The following is a 20,307-nucleotide window of genomic DNA, read 5'->3' as shown; positions in this document are numbered from 1 at the left end:
ACCAGGATGGAGTCCTATGCGCTTTGAAGATATCCGCGATCAGCGTTGGTTCGAAGGTCAGCTCAGGTCGCTCGCCGACATAACCTGTAACAGATGGTCAAGCGCGATGCGTGTGTGCATGTGGACTTCGGCGAACAATTCCCGACCGAGTTCAGATATACCACCCCAGTCAACGACCGATTCGTCCGCACTGTCGGCGGTAGTTGGAACCATGATCTTCGTTGCTTTCAAACGCCCCAAGGTTGCCCCATTTCCACCCCAGCTGAACTTGCGCAACTGGGTCTGGATTACGGTCATAAGCACAACTGCGGTTGTTGGAGTCAGATTCGAGTGGCGTAATATCTGGATGTTCTGGCTCGTGTAAAACGCTACGGGCTGAAATCCCACCGTTTGCGTGTCAAGTCCTATTGTGATGGCATTGCCAGCTTCAGGGTCTTTCTCTTGACGAGAGCAAAATCCGTCAACGCCGTTATCGGCTTTGGTCCGTGAAACGAAAGGATATGAGGGAACACCCGTCGTGCTGAGTGCCGACTTGTCGTACCAGGCTTTAGAAGCCGCTATCGACTCAAATACATCTGTGATTAGCATCGGCTGAAAATGCAATGATTCGAACGTATTCATGATGCATCCTCCGTGTCTGTCAAAGTCGGAGCTACAAGGTTTCCAAGCCCGTGAGTGTGCATTTTGACCTGCCAGGTTACATAGTCGGCAACGGTGTGGAGGAACTCTTCCTCGGTTGGCGGCTGGTCATTGAAATAGAAGTAACTGTGCTGCCACTCATCTGTCGCCGTGACCTCAGTCCGTACGATGAAGTGCGTGTCGTCTGGTACTCCGTCGTTAAGGACTGACATTAGGTGCTTGCGACGATCCTCGGCCCGCCCATCGTCCACAAGCCCGACGTGTTGACGAACCTTGTATCCGTCATCCTTGAAATCAATGAAGGATGTTTTTTTGTATTCGGGATGAGGCACCCCTGCAGTGAACAGTGCAATTACGACGTGAGTCCCTATGCCGTGGAACGTGTCAGGGTTCATGGTTAGCACTGCATCAAGCGTGTGCTTTTTCATGATCGCAGCCTTCAAAGCCTTGTCCTCGCGAGTCTTACCTACCATCGCCGATTGCGGCACGATAGCGGCTAAACGTCCTCGCACCTCCAACAAATCAAGCGCGTAGCTGATGAACGACAGTTCAGAGAGATGCCGAGTCGTCTTATCCTTCGCTTGCGAATACGGCGGATTCATCAGCACCTTTGTAAAGCCCTCTAGCCGTCCCGGGCGCTCGGGATCGTATGGGAAGAACCCGTCACGTGTCACATCGAAGATCGAGTTGCGCTGGAAGTTCGCTTTACCATCCCCTCGAAGGATCATGTTCGTCGTTCCAACGGCGAACAACTTTTCTTGTAGTTCTACACCATGGAGTTGAAACCGTTTGATTTCATCAATTCTATCCTCCAGCTTATGTGAGTCCTCCTTGAACCTATTTTCTGCGTCATTGAACATCCGACGCATTGCTGCAATCAGAAAGGACGCCGAACCTGCTGTGGGATCCAGGACAACGTCATCACAGTTGACATCGATGAGCTCCGACATTAAATCCGTGATGTGGTGTGGCGTAAGCACGATCCCAAGGGAGTTACCGTCGGATCCACCATACTTGACAAACTCCCCGTAGAAGTTTCCAAGTACATCAAACGCCGAATAAGTTGGATCAGATACGACTTTGAATACGTCTCGATCCAGAATCTCCGCGAAGTGACGCAACGGGGTCTTCCCAAGATCGCTGTTGCGAGCGTTGAGTAGCACATGGCGCTGAATGAATTTAAAGCGGTCAAGCATGATGCCGATTTTTTGTTTAGGCCCGAGATCTGCTTCGTCACTTTCTAAGTATTCCCGGGCAGCACGATAAACCTTCTCCCCATCTCGATAGCCTTTACCCTTCTCACCAGTAAGGTCTTTTACTAGTTCTGGTCGGTATTTCAGAGCCAACAAAATTGCAGAGACAAGGGTGGCTTTGTGCTCATTCTCCAACGAGGTGTAATTACGCATACCTTCGTGGAGTTCCGCTGCGACTTTGCGAATCTCGCGGACGTTTTTTTCCTCTTGAGGAAGCTCACCAAGCACCGCCACCCGATAGAATTCATCAATCGCCTGAGGCGAAAAACTCGTAAATGTATCGAACTGACTGTCAAGCACTTTAGGAACTCGCTGTGGGGCGGAGAAGGCTACTTGGATGGCATTGTGTGTCTCACTACCAGCCACTCCGATGGCAAAGACTTTCTTACCTGTCTTTGCAGCGAACACTTCGGCATAGTGCATCGCACCATTCAGAGCGAAGTCTGCTCGCGCGGGATAATCCAGATCAACGACACCATCATCGGTTGTTTTCACAATCTGATCAGCACGTGCTTTGTCTTCGATTACAACGATGAAATCGCCTGACTCGACAACGAATTCTGGTTTTCCTCGACCACCACCTTGGCCTTTCGAAGCACCTTCCATGGCTTCGTAGAGATAGGCCGGCGCATCCGAGATACTCTGTTCCCAGGGTCGCGTGAAACCGATGTCTCGCAGCATATCTCGAACGAACTGATCTGTACTGCGCTCATTCGCCATGTGACTGCTCCTTTTCCATAGTTAAACCGTCTGAGTTGACTTGACTGCTGCCTTGACTCGTCGAGGCTTCCCAGAGTGTTCGCTTATCTGTTTTTCTAGTGCTGTATTTATCGGATACTCAATGTTCGGTTCTTCATGTTTGGGGATGTAGTAAGTAGGGCCTATCGATCTGTTTGATGGGGGCGGTGAGTGTGTTGTCGCGGTGGGCGGGGGTCGAGGTCCCCCGATGATGGGAGCTGCTGCACAACCGTCACGAGCGACCTCGACGTGTCTGAGACTACCTTCACCTGCCCGGCCCTGACCTGACCTGACGACCTTCCTGGGCTTGGACGCCCTGGGACTGACCGCGGTGGGCCAGCACCTCACCGCAAGGTGAGCCATTGCGGAGTGCCGCATGCCGATCGGGTTTGAGGACCCGTTCTGCAAGGTCTGCGGTGCCCAAGGCGTTGCTCGTGGGATGGTGTCCCGGCGCCTGGCTTACGTACCGACGGGATGGCGAACCACACAGCTGCTGGTACGCCTGAGGCGCTTCGCCCCCACGCACTGCCGCCGAGTGAGGCAGGACACCTCCACCCTGGCTGAGTCCAGAGCTCGGCTGACCAACGCAGCGGTCGAGACGGGGATACGGGCCTTGGGCCTTGAGGCCATGTCCGTCTCACGCGTCGCACAGGCCCTGGGGAACTCTTAGCACACCCCCAACACCGCGATCCTGACTCGAGCCGAGCAGGCCATCACCAACGACCCTCACCGATTCGAGGGTGTCAAGGTGCTAGGTGTTGATGAGCATATCTGGCGCCACACCAGGAGGGGCGACAAGTACGTCACCGTCATCATCGACCTGACCCCCGTGCGTCACGAGGCGGGTCCGGCCCGCCTGCTGGACGTGGTCCCGGAGCGTTCCAAGAGGCCCCTTAAGACCTGACCCTCCCAGCGCGACCAGGCCTGCCGCAGGTGGGTCGAGGTGGTGGCCATGGACAGTTTCACCGGGTTCAAGAACGCCGCAGGCGAGGAGGTGCCAGAGGCTCGAGCGGTCATGGACCCCTTCCACGTCGTATCCCTAACGGGAGCCAAACTCGATGAGTGCCGCCGCAGAGTCCAGCACGAGACCGCCGGCTGCCGGGGCCGCAAGGTTAACCCGCTATACCAGGCCAGACGCACGCTGCGCACGGACGCCGGCATGCTCACCGATACCCAGGCCGAGCGCCTTGAGCGCTGTTCGCCAACCAGCGCCACGCTCCGGTCCAGGCCACTTGGTGCGTCTACCAGCGCCTCATCCAGGCCTACCGCACCGAGCGGGACGGGCCTGGGACGGTTCCTAATGCAACGGCTCATCGACTCCCCGAAACAGGCCGTCCCCGACGGGCTAGATGAGATCCAGATACTGGCCAAGACCCTGGCCGAAAGAGCTGCTGACATCCTGGCCTACTTCGACCAACCCCGCACCTCCAACGGCCCCACCGAAGCCATCGATGGGCACCTTGAGCACCTCAGAGGTATCGCTCTGATTTTCAGGAACCTGACGCACTAAACCATCCGCAGCCTCATCCACGCCGGACGCCTCAAAGACCACCTGACAGCAACCACCTAAGCCCGGTGATAGGACCCACCTACTACACCCTCAAACACGACGAGCCAAGAATGTCCCCGGACGCGCGGAGTGCACCCGCCCGAGCCGCACATCTGCCCGCACTCCCCACCCCGCCCACACCAGCACGAAGGGCCGGTCGCAGTCAGCCTCTCGACCAACCACAACCGGCCCCGCGCACGGACCTGTGGCAGGCCCGCAGCCTTCGACGTCAGAACGCCGCGACGACGGCCCCGTCGGGCCAGGTCTTGTTGATGTAGTCACGCAGCTTTTCGTCGTTGAGGAGCTTGGCGAGCTTCTTGAGGTGCTCGTTGTCCTTGTCGTCCTTACGCACGACGAGCTGGTTGGGGTACTCCGAGTCCTTGCCGCCCTTCTCCAGGACGAGCGCGTCCTTCTTGGGGTTCAGCCCGGCGTCGATGGCGTAGTTGCCGTTGATGACCGCGGCCTCGGCGTCCGGCATCGACTTGTAGACCTGGGCGCCGTCGACCGTGGTGAACTTCAGCTTCTTGGGGTTGGAGGTCACGTCGGTGTCGCTGGGCAGCTCGGCGGACTTGTCCAGCTCGATGAGCCCGGCCTGGGCCAGGAGCTTGAGCCCACGCGCCGTGTTGGCCGGGTCGTTGTTGAGGACGATCGTGCCGCCCTCCTTGATGTCCTTGACGTCCTTGTATCCCTTGGAGGTGTAGATACCCATGGGCTCGATGTGGACGTCGGCGATGGAGACGAAGTCGTAGCCCTTCTCCTTGTTCTGCTGAGCCAGGAAGTTGGGGGTCTGGTAGAAGTTGGCGGCCAGCGAGCCGTCCTCCAACGAGGAGTTGGGCGTCTGGTAGTCGTTGATCTCCTTGATGTCCAGCTTGATGCCGGATCCCTTGGTGAGGTTGTCCTGGACCCACTTGAGGATCTCGACGTGGGGCTTGGGGGTGGCACCGATGGTGATCGTGGCGGTGTCGCCGTCGACCTTGATGCCCTGGACGTCGCCGCCCTTACCGGACTTGGAGCCGCAGGCGGCCAGGGTGAGGGCCGCAGCGGTGGCCAGGCCACCGGCGATGACGGTGCGGCGGGAGATGGAGGAGGACATGGTGGTTCCTTTCGCGGGGCCGGGCGGCCCCAGTGACGGGAGGGAGGAAAGGCTTGACAGTGCTGGGGCCGACGACGCGGCCGACCGGTTCCAGGCGGCTGCGCGCGCTTACCCGGCTGGTGATCGCCTCAGCGGTGGTTCACCAGCCGGCTGAGCATGTCGCCGACGAGCTGGATGATGCCGACGATGATGACGATGACGACCACGGTGATGACCATGACGTCCACCTGGTTGCGCTGGTACCCGTACTGGATGGCGAGGTCGCCCACGCCGCCGCCGCCGACGGCGCCGGCCATGGCGGAGTAGCCCAGGAGGGTGATGATGGTGACGGTGGCCGACTGGATGAGGATCGGCAGGGCCTCGCGCACGAGGACGCCCCAGGTGATCTGCCGTCCTGAGGCGCCCATCATGAGGGCGGCCTCGACCTTGCCGTGGTCGACGTCGTTGATGGCCGTCTCCACCAGGCGCGCGTAGAAGGGGATCGCGCCGATGGTCAGCGGGACGCAGGCCGCCTGCCACCCCAGGGAGGTACCCACGAGTATCCGGGTGATCGGGATGAGGGCCACCATGAGGATGATGAAGGGCATGGAGCGCCCGATGTTGACGATCTGCGAGAGCACCCAGTACAGGGGCGGGTTGCGGAACTGGCCCCGCTTGCCGGTGGAGACCAGGGCGAGCCCCAGCAGAAGTCCGAGGATGACCGTCACGGCCCCGGAGACGAAGGTCATCGACAGGGTCTCAACGAGGGCGTAGCCGAGCTTGTTCTGGATGGCCGGGTTGTCGAACCAGGTGCGGCTGCTCGGCAGGGCGGCTGCGTGGCTCAGCGGAAGGAGGATCGAGTTCATGAGCGGACCTCCGCAGCAATACCGGCGTGGCGCAGGGTGCTCACGGCCTGTTCGGTGTCGGACCCGGGGACGGTGACGGCCAGCCGCCCGATCTGGGCCTGACCGATCGTCTCGAAGACGCCAGCGGCGATGTCTCCGCCGAGCTCGGCCACCATGGACATGAGGGCGACGGCGGCCGGCTGGCCCGGGTGGGCGGTGATGGAGACGTCGATGACGCTCTCCCCGTGGGCGACGGCGGCCTCGGGCACCTTCGGGAAGGGCACGATCTCGCGCGAGAGCCGGGAGTCGACGTCGAGCACGATGTCCTCCAGGCGACCGCTCTCGACGATCTTGCCGGCCTGAAGCAGGCTGACGGAGTCACAGACCTGGCGGACCACGCTCATCTCGTGGGTGATGATGATGACGGTCAGGCCCAGGGTGTCGCGGACGTTCTTGATGAGGTCGAGGATGGAGCGGGTGGTCTCCGGGTCCAGGGCGGAGGTGGGCTCGTCGCACAGGAGGACGGCCGGGTCGTCGGCCAGCGCCCGGGCGATGCCGACGCGCTGCTTCTGACCGCCGGAGAGCTGGGAGGGGTAGGAGGCGCCGCGGTCGGCCAGGCCCACGAGGTCGAGCATGCGCTCCACGATCGGGCGGCGTTGTCCGCCCGGCACGCCCGCGAGCGCCAGCGGGTAGGCGATGTTCTGCGCCGTGGTGCGCTGGTCGAGAAGGTTGGCGTGCTGGAAGACCATGCCGATGCGGCGTCGGGCCTCGCGCAGCTGACCGGCCGACAGAGCGGTCATGTCCTGGCCGTCGACACTCACCTGGCCGCTGGTGGGGCGCTCCAGGGAGGTCAGGCAGCGCACGAGCGTGGACTTGCCGGCACCGGAGGTGCCGACGATGCCGTGGATGGAGCCGGCGGCGACGTCGAGGCTGAGCCCATCCAGGGCCCGCACCTCCTTGCCGCTGCGCAGACGGTAGACCTTGTGGACGTCGCGCAGGGAGATCATGGGGGCGTCGGAGGAGCCGTCCGCCTCGGTGTCAGTGCTTCCGACCTCAGCGCCCTCAGGATCGGTGTCCCGAAGCTCGGCGCTCACGCCCTCCCTGTACTCGACGCGCTGGGAGTCAGAGGAGTCACTCTCCTCATGCCGGCCGGGGTCGGCGGTCGACTGTTCGCTTGTGCTCACGTATTCCTCCATCGTTCCTGGCGGAAGCACCCGCACCATGAAGGGGGTTGCTGCAATGTCGTCGAGCCAGGTCTCTCGGTTGCTCTGGATGGCCACGAATAACTTACGCAGCGCCGCCTTCGCGATGCAAGCGAGGCCGCCGCCAAGGGACCGAGGTCACGCCCGCACCCGGTGGCCGGGCCTGCGGCCCATCCGCCCCTCCCCGCCTCTCGGACCGGCCGTCACCGGTGTTTCGGCAACGTCCTGGCTATTCCCAGGTCGTGTGTCGGCGGCGCTACTCGCACCGCACGGGGCGACGTGTTTGGATCTGCTCATGAGTGCGACCGCAGAGCCGACCACCCCCGACATCCTGGGCGAGCCGTGGGTGGCTCGCCGTATCCCGGTGACCGAGTCGCCCACGAAGGCGCCCGGCGCCGACCACGCCGTGCTCGTCTTCCAGCGCGAGGCGGCCGGTCGGGCCAGCCGGCCACGGCACTCGCGCGCGGTCCTCTACCTGCACGGCCGCAGCGACTACTTCTTCCAGACCCACCTGGCGCAGGCCTACCTCGACGCCGGTTTCGAGTTCTACGCACTGGATCTGCGGGCCTGCGGGCGGGCCGGCGTCGGGCACGCCTCCCCGCACGACGTGCGCGACCTGCGCGTCCATGATGAGGAGATCTCCGAGGCCCTGCGCATCATCCGCTCCGAGCACGGGCACGACGTCGTCGTCCTCAACGGACACTCGACCGGTGGACTGCAGGCGGTCATCTGGGCGGCCGACCACCCCGGGACCGTGGACGCGCTCGTCCTCAACTCCCCGTGGCTGGATCTGCGCGGATCGGCGCTAGTGCGCTCCTACGGCTCGGCCTTCGTGGACCTCCTCTCGCGGCGGGACCCCGAGCGCGTCATCGGTGAGCCGGGCAGCGGCGATGAGGACAACTACGTGGCGGCCCTGCACCGGCGCTGGCGCGGTGAGTGGGACTGGGACCTGGCGCTCAAGCCGGCGCCGTCCTTCCCGGTGCGGGCCGGGTTCCTGGCGGGAATCCGGCGTCTGCAGCGCGAGGTCCACCACGGGCTGGGGATCCGGGTGCCGATCCTCGTGTGCTGCTCAACGGTCAGCAACGGCGTCAAGGCGACCCTGGAGGAGGCGCAGCGCTCCGACGTGGTCCTCGACGTGGAGCAGATCATCGACCGCTCCCAGTACCTGGGCGATGACGTGACCGTCCGCCAGATTCCCGAGGGCGTCCACGACCTGGCCCTGTCCGGGCCGCTGGCGCGCGCCGAGTACCTTCAGGCCGTCATGCGCTGGCTGGACAACCGCCTGCACTGAGCTTTCAGTCGCGGAGCGCGGCGAGCTCGTCGGCGAGCTCATCACTGACCCGTTCGACGACCTCGAGGGTGTCGACGAAGTCGGCCATGGTGCCGTACCAGGGGTCGGGCACGTTGAGGACGCTGCGGGAGGAGCCGCCTGCGATGACGGCCTCGGCCTGCTGCGCGGAGGCCGGGTCGAGCTCGCGGTACATGCGGATGCGGGCGGGCTCGGCCCCCAGGCCCGCGGCGCGGCGCTGGAGGACGTTCCAGTGGGAGTCGGTCATGGCCAGCAGGAGGTCGGCCTCGGCGATCTCGGCGTCGGTGATGCGGTGGGCGGTGTGGGTGCCGATGGCGATACCTGTGGCGCGTGAGACGTCGTCGGCGCCGGTGCCATAGCCGGCCTCGGTCAGGACGCGGCGGGCCCGGGAGTCGATGGGGTTGCCGCGCTCCTCGTCGGAGACGCCGGCGGAGGTGATGGCCACGCCGCCCGGCCCGGAGTCGGGGATGCCGGCGGCGGCGAGGCGGTCGCGCAGGACGATCTCGGCCATGGCGGAGCGGCAGATATTGCCGGTGCACACCATGATGACGCGGTAGGGGCCGGCGCCATGGGGGCCGGGTAGCGGGGCGGCTGAAGAGGCGGAAGCTGCGGAGGTTGTCTCGGTGCTGGCGTCGGAGGAGCTCACGCCCCTGAGCCTTGCGCACGCTGCGGTCGCCTGTCCACTGACGCCCCCTTACGGCCGGGGACATTCCGCGCGTACGGAGACCTCTACTCTCGAACGGGGACATCGTGCGCGTGCGGGGACGGGATTCCGGTCCCCGACGGCGTCGAACGCCCCCGCTCGGAACGACACGCACCCGGCCGCGCAGAATGTCCCCCGCCGGCAACGAGGGCAGGAACGGTTCCGGAGCGGGCGGCACTAGGTGAAGCGTCCGCGCGTTCGTACCTTTTGTCGTGTGTGCTGTCTCCTCACTTCTGAGACATGTGAGTGTCATGACTTCTGAGGCACTCGCTCGGGCGGGAACCCGGGGCAGGCTGGTGGTCCTGGAGGCGAGGGTGAGGTCGAGGGGAAGAGGTCTGGTGGGCCGCTGGTGTCCATGGTGCTGACATCAACCCCGCACCGGCGCTGCGCACCGAAGAAGAACCCCAGGATTCCAACGATCCCCGTCGAGAGCTTTGGTGGAGGGCTCGTTGATGTCAGCGCTGTGGACACCGAGCTGTGTGCCTGATCGACTCTGCGGGGTCATGGCGGCCGAGCCCAGCACCCTCACCCCGGGGCCGGCCGTGCTTCTGCCTGCCTGGTCCTCGCCGGCTCCCGTACAGGGGCCCGGTGGTCATGGTTCGACTCCGGCCCCGCCCCCAAGTCGGCCCGAGTCGGCCTGCTCCACGAGGGGCGGGATCCACTGGCCAAGGGTTGTGCGTACTGCACGAAGGCCCCACCTACCCCCAGTACCCCCAACCCTCGTCCAGTAGCACCCCACCCTCGTGCAGTGCATCCAGACGACGCCGGCAGCCACCAGAGTGACCGGAACAACCCCCTCCGACAGGCCGAAGCAGCAGCTCTCCCATCCGGCAGGCCCACCCCACCGGCGTCTTGAGATGTCACAGCATCCGAAACTCTCAGAAGTGAAGAGACAGCGCAACACCCTTAACCCTCGAACCCGCGGCCTAAGGTACGACCGCGACATCGGCAAGAGGCCACCGCGACCAGGCGACTGCGCAGCCGGGCGGCTGCGCGGGCCTCGGCTACAGGGCGCGGCCGTCGAGGACGTCGGCGACCCAGGAGCGGGCCACGACGAAGTCCTTGTCGCTGGTGCCGGCCAGGACCGCCGTCGGGCGGGCGTCCAGCCGCGGGTAGGAGCCCAGGAAGCGCACCACCGGGCAGGTGCGGTGCAGCCCGATGAGGGCGGCCTGGACCCGTTCCTCGCGCACGTGCCCCTCGACGTCGATGGAGAAGCGGTAGCGTCCCAGGGAGTCGCCCACGGGTCGGGACTCGATGCGTGAGAGGTTGACGCCGCGGGCGCTGAACTGCTCGAGCATGTCCAGCAGTGCGCCGGAGCGGTCGTGCGGGAGGTGGACGAGCAGGGTGGTCTTGTCGGCGCCGGTGGGCTCACCCACGCGGCCGGGTCGGGTCACCTTGACGAAGCGGGTGACGGCGTCGGGGTTGTCCGCCACGCCCCCGGCGATGACCTCCAGCCCGTACTCCTTGGCGGCCAGCGGGTTGCACAGGACGGCCTGGAATCCGGTGTCCCCGTCGGAGGCGGCCAGCGCGCGGGCGGGCGCCGAGGTGGAGGTTCCGGCCACGTAGACGGCCTCGGGGAGGTTCTGGTGGACCCAGCCGCGGCACTGGGCCCAGGCGTGCGGGTGGGTGGAGATGGCGCGCACGTCCTCCAGGCGGGTGCCGGGGCGGCCGGCCAGGACGAAGGTGATCGGCACGGCCATCTCGGCGGCGATGACCAGGGGCGTGGAGGCCACGAGGTTGTCCAGCGTGGCGTTGACCCCGCCCTCGACGGAGTTCTCAATGGGCACGACGGCGGCCTCCGCCGTGCGCTCGCGCAGGTGGTCCAGGGCGGTGGGCACGTCCGGGCAGGGGTCGAGCTCGACGTCGACGGGGGCGACCTGGCGCAGCGCCATCTCGGTGAAGGTGCCGGCCGGACCGAGGAAGGACCAGAGCGGAGCGGGAGCAGTCATGGGCACAGGGTAGCCAGTCCGGGCCGCCGGGCCGGCGGCGGGTTGCTCCGTGGAACACGGGAGCCCTCCCGCGGCGGCGGCAGGCCTGGCAGGCTGGAGCCATGAGTGTCTTCCGCAAGCACGACGACGGCCCGGTCTCCACCGCCCTGGAGGCCCAGGGCCTGACCTGGCTCGCCGAGGCGATGGCCGACGGCGGGGCGCACGTGGTGCCGGTGACCAGCGGTCCGGGCTGGCTGGAGGAGCCGCGGCTGACGACGACCAGCGTGACGCCGGCCGGGGCGGAGGCCTTCGGCCGGGCGCTGGCCGTCACCCACGCGGCGGGTGCCCCGGCTTTCGGGGCGGCGCCTCCCGGGTGGGACGGCCGGGCGCAGATGGGCCGCTCGGACATCCGGCTGCGGCCGCACGCCGCGGAGGAGGGCGAGCCGCGCCGCTGGGGCGAGTTCTACGCCGAGGACCGGATCCTGCCCTACCTGCAGCCCAGTCGGGACAACGGTTCGATCAGCGTGGGCGGGGCCCGTATCGTCGAGCGGATGTGTGAGCGGCTGCGCGACGGCGACTTCGACACCGACCAGCCGGCCCTGGTGCGCGCCGGTGCCCGCGAGCGCGGCGCGCGGGTCGCGGTGGCCCGCACGCACGGGGACCTGTGGTGCGGCAATGTCCTGTGGACCCCGGCCGATGAGGCCGCCCAGTGGGCGCCGCCGCGCGCCGGGCTCGGGCCGCAGGAGTCCGCCTGCGGGGAGGCTCCCGTGGGCGGGGCCGCTGACGTAGCGGCCGGCGGGCCGGCGGTGGTCGGCGTGCTCATCGATCCCATGGCGCAGGGGGCGCACGCTGAGACCGACCTGGCGGCCCTGGGCGTGTTCGGGCAGCGCTACCTGGATCGCATCTACGCGGCCTACCACGAGGTCTCGCCGCTGGCGGAGGGCTGGCGCGAACGGGTGGGGCTCCACTCCTGGCACATCATCATGATTCATGCCTTCCTCTTCGGTGGGGGCTACGGCGGGGAGGCGGTCGCTGTGGCCCGCCAGTACCTGTGAGCGACCAGGCCCCGTAGGCTGGCAGGGTGAGACCTCGACGACGTCAACAGCGCCTGGTGCGCGCGGTCGTGTACGTCCTCGTGCTGCTGGTGGTCATCGGCATGATCCTGACGATGGTGGGCTCGGCACTGGCCGCCGCGGTTCCTACGACGTCGACGTCCCAGTCGGCCCCCGATGCCGCCTCGGCCTCGCGGCCGGCGCCGGTGGTCGTCCTGGGGACGAACAATCTCACCTGGGCGGATCTGCGGGCACAGGCCTCCCGCGCGCCCGCCGGTGAGGATTCCGGTTCTCCCGGCGTCGACTCGGCGGCCGCCCACCTGCTGGCCTTCGCCTCCCAGGGCGAGCCGATGAACCTGTCCGTGCGCACTCCGGCGGACCGCACCTGCCCGGCCGACGGCTGGCTCACCCTGGGCCGGGGCAAGCGCGCAAGCGCCATCAAGCCGGCCGCTTCCTGTGCCGGCCCCACCACCGCGATCCCCGACAGCACTCCCCTGGTCGGGGCGCTCGGGCGTGACGTCTCGATCCAGGCCGTCGGTCCCGGGACGCAGCTGACCATGGGCGCACCGGGGGGCTCGGCGAACAGGCCGGCCTTGGCCCCTTCCGTGGCCGAGGCCCTGGCCGCCGGCGCGGATCTGACCGTCGTCGACACCGCCCGGGAAGCCTCCTCCGACGCCGAGCGGATCGCCGCCCTCGACGACGCCCTGCGCAGGGTCCAGGAGCAGGCGCGCCCCGGCACCCGCCTCGTCGTCGTCTCCCTGGCCGACGACGAGGCCCCCGGCCCTCAGATGGCGGTCCTGCCCGCGGGCACGACCAGCGCGCTCGGCTCCTCCGATGGCCTTGTCGTCGGCGACTCCACGCACCAGCCCGGCCTGGCCCAGCTGACCGACCTCACCCCGACTCTCGTGGCCGCCCTGGCCGACCGCCGCGACCCGGCCTTCGACGGCCAGGCGCTCACGCTGCCCCAGACCGGCAGCGAGGGCGGCGCAACAGCCGACACCGCCGCCACCGGGGACGCCCGCATCTCGCGGCTCGCCGACGACGCCCTGCACGCCCGTGCCTCTCAGGCCACAGTGATGCGGGCCGGCGCCCTGCTCATGGGGCTGGCCGTGGCGCTCCTGGTCTGGGCCGCCGTCGTGCTGCGCGACCCGGAGGCGAGCCGGCGCACGGCTCTGCGCCGCCGGGTCACCCGGGTGGCCGTCTACCTCAGCGGCCTGCCGACGGCGTTGCTGCTGGTCAATACCGTCCCCTGGTGGCGTGTGGGGGCCCGGGCCGGCTCCCCCTCGGTGTGGGCCTCGGTCGTCGCTGTGGCCGCGGCCGTGCTGGTCGCGGCCGGCATCGGGGGGTTGGCCGCCGGGACCGTGGCGCTGGTGCGGCGACGCCGGCGACCCCGCTCCACCTCCTCCCCGATCCCTCCGCCTTCAGCACTCGGCGCCACGGCAGCCGCTGAGGCAGCCGGATCGGCCGAGGCCCTCTCCGGGGACGTCGCGGCCGAGCCGCATCAGGACGAGGCGGGCAGCCCCATGCCCTCCTCGTCGTCTCCGTCCTCCAGCGGGGCGAGCCTGACGGCCCTGCTGGTGGCGGCGGCGATCCCGCTGACCTGGTTGGTCGACGCCGCTGCGGGCGCACCCCTGGCCTTCAACAACCCACTGGGCATGAACGCGGTGGTGGCGGGCCGGTTCTACGGGGTGTCGAATACGGCCTTCGCGCTGGTGGCCGGCGCGCTCGTCGTCGTCATCGCCGGCGCCTGGGTGGCGCTGGGCGGCGGCCGGCGGACCGCGCTGCTTGCGACGGCCCTGCTGGGCGGGGCGGCACTGCTCGTCGATGGAGCCCCGCAGCTGGGCGCGGACGTGGGTGGCGCCCTGACTCTGGTGCCGACGCTGGCCTTCCTCGGTGCGGGCCTGGCGGGTCTGCGCCTGAGCTGGCGGCGCTGGCTGGTCATTGGGGCCACGACGGTCCTGGTGGTGGGCGGGTTCGCCGTCGTCGACCTCCTCCGCCCCGGTGGGCCCACGCACCTGGGGCGCTTCGCCCGTCAGGTGGTGGACGGTTCGGCCGCCGGCGTGCTGGGACGCAAGGCGTATGCACTGGTCGGGCCCTTCGTCACGAAGCCGGTCATGGCGATCGCCCTGGCCTGCGTCGTGGTCCTCGTGGCCGCGGCCTCGTGGTGGGGGCGCAGGCAGGTGCGGGCCTGGCACTCCGGCACGAGCCCCTACGTCTGGCTCGCCCCCGCCGCCCACGGGGACATTCGACGCGAGGGGGGACCGGATCCCTGTCCCCCCACGCGTGGAACGTCCCTGTCCGCGCAATGGGGGACGACGGCGCTGAAGTCTCTGGGGGTGCTGACGCTCGTGGCCGTCCTGGTCAACGACTCCGGCGTCACGATGGCCGGTTTCATCCTGGCGTCCGCCGCCCCCACCCTGCTGGCGCTGACGCTGGCCGGGAGCGATTCGGTGCGCTAGCGCTCGGCCGTCTCCGAGGCAGTGGTCTGTGAGTCCTCGCCATCGTGCGGCTTCTCGGCGGTCTCGACGTCGTCGTCGGCCTTGGGGGGCTGCGGCACGGCACGGTAGGCGAAGAAGTGGTCCTGCTCGGCGGCCGCCTTCTCGAAGGAGGCGCGCGGCACGCGGTGGCGACGCAGCTTGCGCCGGGTCACGGCCCGCAGGACGTCCTTGTACTGGGAGGCGCGGTGCATCGTGCCGGCCCGGTCGTTACCGGTGACACGGTGCGTGATGTCGCAGGGGACCTCGATGACGGCGAGCCCGGCCACGAGGACGTCGATGGTCAGACCGACCTCCACCCCCCAGCCGTCGGCCAGGGGCACCGCCTTCTCATAGGCCTCACGGCTCAGACATCGCTGACCGGACAGCGGCGCCACCGGCAGCCACCCGGTGGACAGCGAGATGGCCCGCCTGGCGGCGCGCACGACCCGGCCGCGGCCACCGGCCCCGGACTGCTTGGGGGGCACCGCGATGGACATGTCGGCGACGCCGTCGACGACCGGGGGCACCAGCTCGGCGCAGGAGGCGGCCGAATCCCCCAGGTCGGCGTCGATGAACAGCAGCAGCCGGGCGGGACCGTCGGAGTAGTCGCGCATGGCGACCACCGAGGCCCCGGTCTCCATGGCGGAGGCCTTCCCGCGTGAGACGGAGTGGCGGACCGTCACGGCGCCGGCGGCGCGGGCGTGGTCCTGGGTTCCGTCGGTCGAGCCGTCGTCGACGACGATGACGAGGTCCACCCGCGGAATGGAGCGGCAGGCCCGAACAGTGGTGGCGATGCGCTCAGCCTCATCCTTGGCAGGGATGACCACGGCAACGCGCTGGTCGGGCCGCTTGGTGGAACTCACGCCCCCAGGGTATCCAGACTCGCTGCCTCCAGCCGATACCTGAGCACCCCGTTATCGCGCGCCTTTTTTGTGAGGCCCATCAAGTTCTCTGCTCTCGTACTATGCTGCGCGGAATCCTCAGGCTCCACGCACAGCGGACACGTACCGGCCATGCCCAGCACGTCCTGCCGGTCGCCGCGACACGCCGACGCGCCGGGAGGAGGCGACGACCGCCCTTCCCAGGCTCTCCTCGGTGAATTTGTGTCAAACCTTCAGCATGGGACCACGGTCCCCGGAGAAACTGAGAAAAGTTGCTGCAATGAGTCACATTTCGTCATTCAGACACTAAAGTTACCCGTTTGGGCACGTCACGCCCGGTTCTCGTGGCACAGTGGAGGCAAGGAGCCCGTCAATGGAGCCGGGTTCCGCCGGCGCATTTCGCGTCCTTCCGTGTGCCGGGGCGACTCCCCTGCCGCCCCGGCACGCCTTGGCCCTCACCACCGACCGCCCAGCCCCAGGGCACTCGCCGCCCGACTCATCGGCGCAGGCGGCGGGGCATTCACGCCGCCTGCGCCCCCGCTCTCCGGCAGTTCCCCACAGGCGCGACGGAGAAGAGACCGGGCCACACATGAGCCCGGGGTCCGGCCGACGAACGACCAGACCCCGGCGCACCGCCTCTGCATCCTTCATGCAGGTCAGTGCAAGGCGCTTACGAGCAGATCGAGTCCCACGCTGCCCAGGTCGATGCCCCGGTTGTGGAAGGCGCGCAGGTCCAGCTCGCCGCCCTCGGCGCGGGCCTGCGCCTGGGCGCTGCGCCGACCGGCCCGCCAGACCCGCTCACCCACCGCGTAGGCCAGCGGCTGGGCCGGCCACCCCAGGTGCCGGGAGACCTCGAAGCGCAGGCGCCCCTCAGAGATCACGGTGTGGTGGCGCAGCACGGCGGTGACGGTCGCCCGGTTCCACTCACGGCAGGCCCCCGGAAGGGCCACGACGTCGTCGGGCACGGGGAGCCGGGAGTGGACACCCAGGTCCACGAGGACCCGGGCCAGGCGCCAGCGGCGTGCCGCCAGGCGACCGAAGCGGTCCTCGGGCGTGGGCATGAGCCCGAGCTCGTCGGCGAGGGACTCGGCGTACAGGCCCCACCCCTCGTCGCATCCGGGTACGGACCCCAGATAGCGCTGCCAGGCGGTCAGGCGCGTGCTGGTGGCGTGGGCACCGACGTGGACGTGGTGGCCCGGGACCGACTCGTGCAGCACCGTGGTCCGCTCCATCCACGGCCACACCAGCTGCTCGCCGTCGGCCAGGGAGCGCATGACGATGCCGGGCCGACGCTCTCCGCCGGTACCGCGCGGCTCCTCGTAGTGGACGGCGCCGTCTCCGAGCTCCCCGAGGCGCACCCGGGGGCGGCCCAGACCGTCGGGCGGGTCAAGGACCCGGCCGACCACGGCGTCCCAGGCCTCATCGGCCACCTCCTGCGCCCAGGTCGTGTAGTCCTCCGCACGCAGGGCGTGGGTCGGGTCGGCGCGCAGGTGCCGGTTGAGGCTGCCGGCATCGGCGCCGGGCCCCAGGATGTCGACGGCGATGGCGTCCTGCTCGGCGATGACCCGCCCCAGCTCCTCAGTGGCCCAGGCGTAGGTCTCCTCGGGGTCCACCCGGGTGCCCAGGACGCGGCGCATCCACAGGGCGTGGCGCTGAGGGCCGACGCCCTCGGCCTGGGGCGCCCGCGGCGAGAGCGTCGTGCGCAGGTGCGAGGCGAAGTCCAGCGCGGCGCGGCGGGCGACGATGTCCGCCTCCTGGAGCTGGACGTGCAGAGTGGCCGGCAGGTCCTCGGGCAGTCCCTGGGTCCGGCGTCGGGCGAGGTCACGTGCCTGCCCGGCGACGACGTCGACCTGACTGAGCGGGGCGATCGCACCGGCCTCGGCGGAGGCGGACAGGGAGGCGGCCAGCCCCTCCAGGGCGGCGGGCAGCGCCTCCAGACGGGTGCGGTGCAGGTTCCAGGCGTCCTCCCACTTGGCCTCGGCCTCGGCGAGGTCCGCCTCGTCGGAGCCGGCGCGGTCGGGCGCCTCAGGGGGCCGCTGCAGCTGACGGGCGATCTGCTGGAACGGCGAGGAGAGGAAACCGAGGTTGCCGCCCTCCTCCCCGGCGGAGATGAACTGGATGGAGGTCTCCAGACGCTCCAGGAGGTGGCGGCGCAGGAGCTCGTCGGAGCCGGTCGAGTGGTCGACGGCGGCCACGCGGTGACGCAGGGAGCGCTCGGCACTGAGACGCTCGGCCAGTCCCGCGGGCGAGTAGTCGGGCAGGATGGTCCCGCCGGGCAGTCCGGTGCGGGCAGCCGCCTCGGGATCGTGGGCACACAGGAGCTGGGCGTACTCGTCGGCAAGGTCGCGCAGGACGACGCCGGCGGCCGCGGTCTCCGAGGGGGAGCGGACCGAGGAGCGGGTGGCGGCCTGGGCGGAGGTGTGAGCGGCGGGCGCCGCGGAGGATGCTGCCTCGACCTCGCGCACGCTCAAGGGGGCGCCGGCCGTGCGGACGGCCCGCCAGGTCCCTGAGCTCGGATGCTGCGGGTGGACCGGTGGCCGCTCGGGCGGCCCGGTGCTCACCGGGCTGGTGACGGGCGCAGGCGTGGCGTCCGCCGTGCCGGTGGGGGCGTCCTGCGTGTGGGAGCCGGCCGGAGGTACGGCGGGGCCGGATGGAGAGTGCTTCGAGGGGTCGTCGGTCATGACATCAGGCCTTTCGCTTCACTCGCCGCATGGCGTGCGGGCCCGGCGGCGACATTGCCGTTTCACCAGGGTGCCAGGAACCGAAACAAAGGTCCATAGGCATCGTGGATCTGACGGCGAAGAAAGTTGGATGAATTGGCGGGCGTCCCTGCTCGGCTTGAAGGCGGCGGACGCGGAGTGGGAACTGGTACTGATCTGATCCCGAGGTGCGAGACTCAACGACGAGCCCGGACCGAGGCATCGGCAGTGGACGCGGGGAGCCGAGACTCTCCACCCCTCCAGCCGGCGCAAGCACCCGAAGATGACTGCCGGCGATCAGCAGGTGGCTACTAGGTAGCGATCGAGGGGCATCGATGGCGCCAGCCGGTCGATGAGCAGGAGCGCAGCAGGCTGACACACATGGCCGTCGACCGCGGTGCAGAGCCGCAAACAGTACGAGTCATCAGCGCTCCTCTCATTCTGGACGGGCCGGGTCGCCCCGGCGTTGAGGTCCTTCGTCGTGCTGTCGTTGTGCTGTGATGGACGTGGCACGATTGAAGGACGCCGCGCCGACAGTGTCAAGGATCTACGGCCGCGGTTCACCCGTACCGATATCCGCGCTGGTCAGGGGCATCTCAGTGTCCCTCTGACATCGCTGCGCTGCCGCCGTTGGCAGCGCTCACAGGCGAGCGGCCCCCACCTCCGAGTCGCACCCACCGGATCCGGCCTGACCACATCGTGGTCACTCATGATTGACAGAGAGGGCCGGGCGAGCACAGCCCCACCCACCTCCTTGACAGGTAGGTGAACTTGATTAACCTATCTAGTGTGAAGATGGACCGACGCAGTACGGACACCCGTCAGCGGCTCATCGACACCACCCTGGACCTCATTGACTCCAACGGGTGGCATGCGGTGACACTGAGCGGGGTGGCCCGCGCCTGCGGAGTGACCACGCCCGCGTGCTACAAGCACTTCCCGTCCAAGACGAGCCTCTTCGAGGCCGCGGCGCGCCGGCTGTCGGCCTCACTGGGCGAGCGCGCGGACGCCCTCATCCAGGACGATCCGCTCGAGTCACTCGTCGGCATCGGGACTCTTCTGGTCGATCTGGCCGCAGAGCACCCGCGTCTCTTCGAGTTCAATCAGATCAGCCCCGCGGCCATCACGGCACTCGACCGCCTCGACGACCACCCACTGCTGGCACTGACCCGCGGCGAGGTGGAGCGTCTGGCTGCACAGCAGGGAACCGATCCGACGCCGCTTCACCTCCTGGTGTGGTCCTGCCTGCAGGGCTACACCCAGCTCATCGCCGTCGGCGCCACCACCGCCGACACCACCTTCATCCGCGCAGCCCTGCGCGCCATCGTCACGATTGGAGACAGCTGATGACAGCCAAGAAGCCCCTCAAGAAGACGGGCGACCGCACCCTCATCGTCTACGCCCACCCCTACGACGGCTCCTTCAACCACGCCGTACTCGAGGCCGCCACCTCCGCCCTGGACAAGGCGGGAAGGCCCTACGACGTCGTCGACCTCTACGCCGACGGCTTCGACCCGCGCTACACCGCCGAGGAGCTGGCCCTGTTCAGCGAGGGCGGCACGCTGGACCCGCTGGTGAGCCACTACCAGAAGCTCATCGAGGGGGCCTCGCGCATCATTGTCATCTGCCCGATCTGGTGGAGTGACGTGCCGGCCATCGTCAAGGGATTCGTGGACAAGGTCATGAAGCAGAGCTGGGCCTACCATGCGACGGCCTCCGGGGTGAAGGGCCACCTCACCCACATCCAGCAGGTGCTGGTACTCACTACCTCGACCGCCCCGACGTGGTTCCTGCGCCGGTTCTGCGGCAACTACGTCAGCTCGGTGTTCCTGGGCGCCGCCCTCAAGCAGCTGGGCATGCGCGGACGGTCATGGGTCAACTTCGGCAAGGTCGGTAAGGCCAGCCGCGGCCAGCACAAGAAGCACCTCAAGCGCGTGGCCCGCCTCGTGGTGAAGTGACA

Annotated in this window: 15 protein-coding genes and 1 pseudogene; 7 read left to right on the top strand and 9 right to left on the bottom strand. The window is 67.9% G+C overall.

Going from position 1 to position 20,307, the window contains the following annotated elements; genetic code table 11:
* Nucleotides 1-57 precede the first annotated feature (57 nt).
* Complete coding sequence (locus BKH28_RS03305) at nucleotides 58-621, bottom strand: restriction endonuclease subunit S (protein ID WP_075417468.1); 564 nt, start codon at nucleotides 619-621, stop codon at nucleotides 58-60.
* Nucleotides 618-2,612 (bottom strand): HsdM family class I SAM-dependent methyltransferase, encoded by a 1,995-nt coding sequence (locus tag BKH28_RS03300; protein WP_075417467.1) that lies wholly within the window; start codon nucleotides 2,610-2,612, stop codon nucleotides 618-620. Before BKH28_RS03300 ends, BKH28_RS03305 begins: the two co-directional genes overlap by 4 nt.
* 766 nt (nucleotides 2,613-3,378) lie before the next feature.
* On the opposite strand from BKH28_RS03300, the gene BKH28_RS13700 reads away from it, so the two are divergent.
* Nucleotides 3,379-3,534, top strand: coding sequence for a transposase (locus BKH28_RS13700; RefSeq protein WP_256695454.1), 156 nt, complete (start codon nucleotides 3,379-3,381; stop codon nucleotides 3,532-3,534).
* Between the two features lie 24 nt (nucleotides 3,535-3,558).
* Nucleotides 3,559-4,140 (top strand): annotated as a pseudogene (locus tag BKH28_RS13695) (transposase); the annotation flags it as partial.
* A 268-nt stretch (nucleotides 4,141-4,408) separates the two neighbouring features.
* Here the strand turns inward: BKH28_RS13695 and BKH28_RS03290 are convergent.
* From BKH28_RS03290 to BKH28_RS13610, 3 genes are all read right to left on the bottom strand, one after another.
* The gene (locus BKH28_RS03290; RefSeq protein ID WP_075417466.1) at nucleotides 4,409-5,272 is read right to left on the bottom strand and encodes a MetQ/NlpA family ABC transporter substrate-binding protein; all 864 of its coding nucleotides are present in this window, start codon (nucleotides 5,270-5,272) and stop codon (nucleotides 4,409-4,411) included.
* A gap of 128 nt (nucleotides 5,273-5,400) precedes the next feature.
* Nucleotides 5,401-6,117 (bottom strand): methionine ABC transporter permease, encoded by a 717-nt coding sequence (locus BKH28_RS03285; RefSeq protein WP_075417465.1) that lies wholly within the window; start codon nucleotides 6,115-6,117, stop codon nucleotides 5,401-5,403.
* Entirely contained in the window at nucleotides 6,114-7,376 is a 1,263-nt protein-coding gene (locus BKH28_RS13610) for a methionine ABC transporter ATP-binding protein (RefSeq protein WP_256695453.1), read from the bottom strand. The genes BKH28_RS03285 and BKH28_RS13610 overlap by 4 nt, the downstream gene beginning before the upstream one ends.
* A gap of 217 nt (nucleotides 7,377-7,593) precedes the next feature.
* Here BKH28_RS13610 and BKH28_RS03275 point away from each other — a divergent pair, with 217 nt between their 5' ends.
* Nucleotides 7,594-8,589, top strand: a complete 996-nt coding sequence (locus tag BKH28_RS03275) for an alpha/beta hydrolase (RefSeq protein ID WP_075417463.1) — start codon at nucleotides 7,594-7,596, stop codon at nucleotides 8,587-8,589.
* A gap of 4 nt (nucleotides 8,590-8,593) precedes the next feature.
* Here the strand turns inward: BKH28_RS03275 and BKH28_RS03270 are convergent, their stop codons facing one another.
* Together BKH28_RS03270 and pheA are read right to left on the bottom strand one after the other, a co-directional pair.
* Nucleotides 8,594-9,151, bottom strand: coding sequence for a low molecular weight protein-tyrosine-phosphatase (locus BKH28_RS03270; RefSeq protein WP_075417509.1), 558 nt, complete (start codon nucleotides 9,149-9,151; stop codon nucleotides 8,594-8,596).
* Between the two features lie 1,163 nt (nucleotides 9,152-10,314).
* Nucleotides 10,315-11,259: a prephenate dehydratase gene (pheA, locus tag BKH28_RS03265; protein ID WP_075417462.1), complete on the bottom strand. Its 945-nt coding sequence runs from the start codon at nucleotides 11,257-11,259 to the stop codon at nucleotides 10,315-10,317.
* A 101-nt stretch (nucleotides 11,260-11,360) separates the two neighbouring features.
* On the opposite strand from pheA, the gene BKH28_RS03260 reads away from it, so the two are divergent.
* Complete coding sequence (locus BKH28_RS03260; RefSeq protein ID WP_075417461.1) at nucleotides 11,361-12,293, top strand: fructosamine kinase family protein; 933 nt, start codon at nucleotides 11,361-11,363, stop codon at nucleotides 12,291-12,293.
* Between the two features lie 26 nt (nucleotides 12,294-12,319).
* Nucleotides 12,320-14,749 (top strand): hypothetical protein, encoded by a 2,430-nt coding sequence (locus tag BKH28_RS03255; protein ID WP_256695452.1) that lies wholly within the window; start codon nucleotides 12,320-12,322, stop codon nucleotides 14,747-14,749.
* On the opposite strand, the gene BKH28_RS03250 is transcribed toward BKH28_RS03255, so the two are convergent.
* Complete coding sequence (locus tag BKH28_RS03250; RefSeq protein ID WP_075417460.1) at nucleotides 14,746-15,630, bottom strand: glycosyltransferase family 2 protein; 885 nt, start codon at nucleotides 15,628-15,630, stop codon at nucleotides 14,746-14,748. The two genes, BKH28_RS03255 and BKH28_RS03250, sit on opposite strands and share 4 nt — an antisense overlap.
* 674 nt (nucleotides 15,631-16,304) lie before the next feature.
* Complete coding sequence (locus BKH28_RS03245; RefSeq protein ID WP_075417459.1) at nucleotides 16,305-18,329, bottom strand: DUF885 domain-containing protein; 2,025 nt, start codon at nucleotides 18,327-18,329, stop codon at nucleotides 16,305-16,307.
* A gap of 813 nt (nucleotides 18,330-19,142) precedes the next feature.
* Between BKH28_RS03245 and BKH28_RS03240 the strand changes: the two genes are divergently transcribed.
* Nucleotides 19,143-19,694: a TetR/AcrR family transcriptional regulator gene (locus tag BKH28_RS03240; protein ID WP_075417458.1), complete on the top strand. Its 552-nt coding sequence runs from the start codon at nucleotides 19,143-19,145 to the stop codon at nucleotides 19,692-19,694.
* Nucleotides 19,694-20,305, top strand: a complete 612-nt coding sequence (locus tag BKH28_RS03235; RefSeq protein ID WP_075417457.1) for an NAD(P)H-dependent oxidoreductase — start codon at nucleotides 19,694-19,696, stop codon at nucleotides 20,303-20,305. The genes BKH28_RS03240 and BKH28_RS03235 overlap by 1 nt, the downstream gene beginning before the upstream one ends.
* The last annotated feature ends 2 nt before the right edge of the window (nucleotides 20,306-20,307 follow it).

The sequence above is a fragment of the Actinomyces oris genome (genome assembly GCF_001937665.1).
GTDB classification, from domain to species: Bacteria; Actinomycetota; Actinomycetes; order Actinomycetales; family Actinomycetaceae; genus Actinomyces; species Actinomyces stomatis.
Note: the sequence above shows the minus strand (reverse complement) of the source record. Positions and strands in the feature narration are given on the sequence as shown.

Coding starts and splice junctions, on each gene's coding strand:
- BKH28_RS03305 (WP_075417468.1), bottom strand. CDS start 621: ATGAATACGTTCGAATCATTGCATTTTCAGCCGATGCTAATCACAGAT.
- BKH28_RS03275 (WP_075417463.1), top strand. CDS start 7,594: ATGAGTGCGACCGCAGAGCCGACCACCCCCGACATCCTGGGCGAGCCG.
- BKH28_RS03290 (WP_075417466.1), bottom strand. CDS start 5,272: ATGTCCTCCTCCATCTCCCGCCGCACCGTCATCGCCGGTGGCCTGGCC.
- BKH28_RS03300 (WP_075417467.1), bottom strand. CDS start 2,612: ATGGCGAATGAGCGCAGTACAGATCAGTTCGTTCGAGATATGCTGCGA.
- BKH28_RS03260 (WP_075417461.1), top strand. CDS start 11,361: ATGAGTGTCTTCCGCAAGCACGACGACGGCCCGGTCTCCACCGCCCTG.
- BKH28_RS03285 (WP_075417465.1), bottom strand. CDS start 6,117: ATGAACTCGATCCTCCTTCCGCTGAGCCACGCAGCCGCCCTGCCGAGC.
- pheA (WP_075417462.1), bottom strand. CDS start 11,259: ATGACTGCTCCCGCTCCGCTCTGGTCCTTCCTCGGTCCGGCCGGCACC.
- BKH28_RS03270 (WP_075417509.1), bottom strand. CDS start 9,151: ATGGTGTGCACCGGCAATATCTGCCGCTCCGCCATGGCCGAGATCGTC.
- BKH28_RS03240 (WP_075417458.1), top strand. CDS start 19,143: ATGGACCGACGCAGTACGGACACCCGTCAGCGGCTCATCGACACCACC.
- BKH28_RS03245 (WP_075417459.1), bottom strand. CDS start 18,329: ATGACCGACGACCCCTCGAAGCACTCTCCATCCGGCCCCGCCGTACCT.
- BKH28_RS03235 (WP_075417457.1), top strand. CDS start 19,694: ATGACAGCCAAGAAGCCCCTCAAGAAGACGGGCGACCGCACCCTCATC.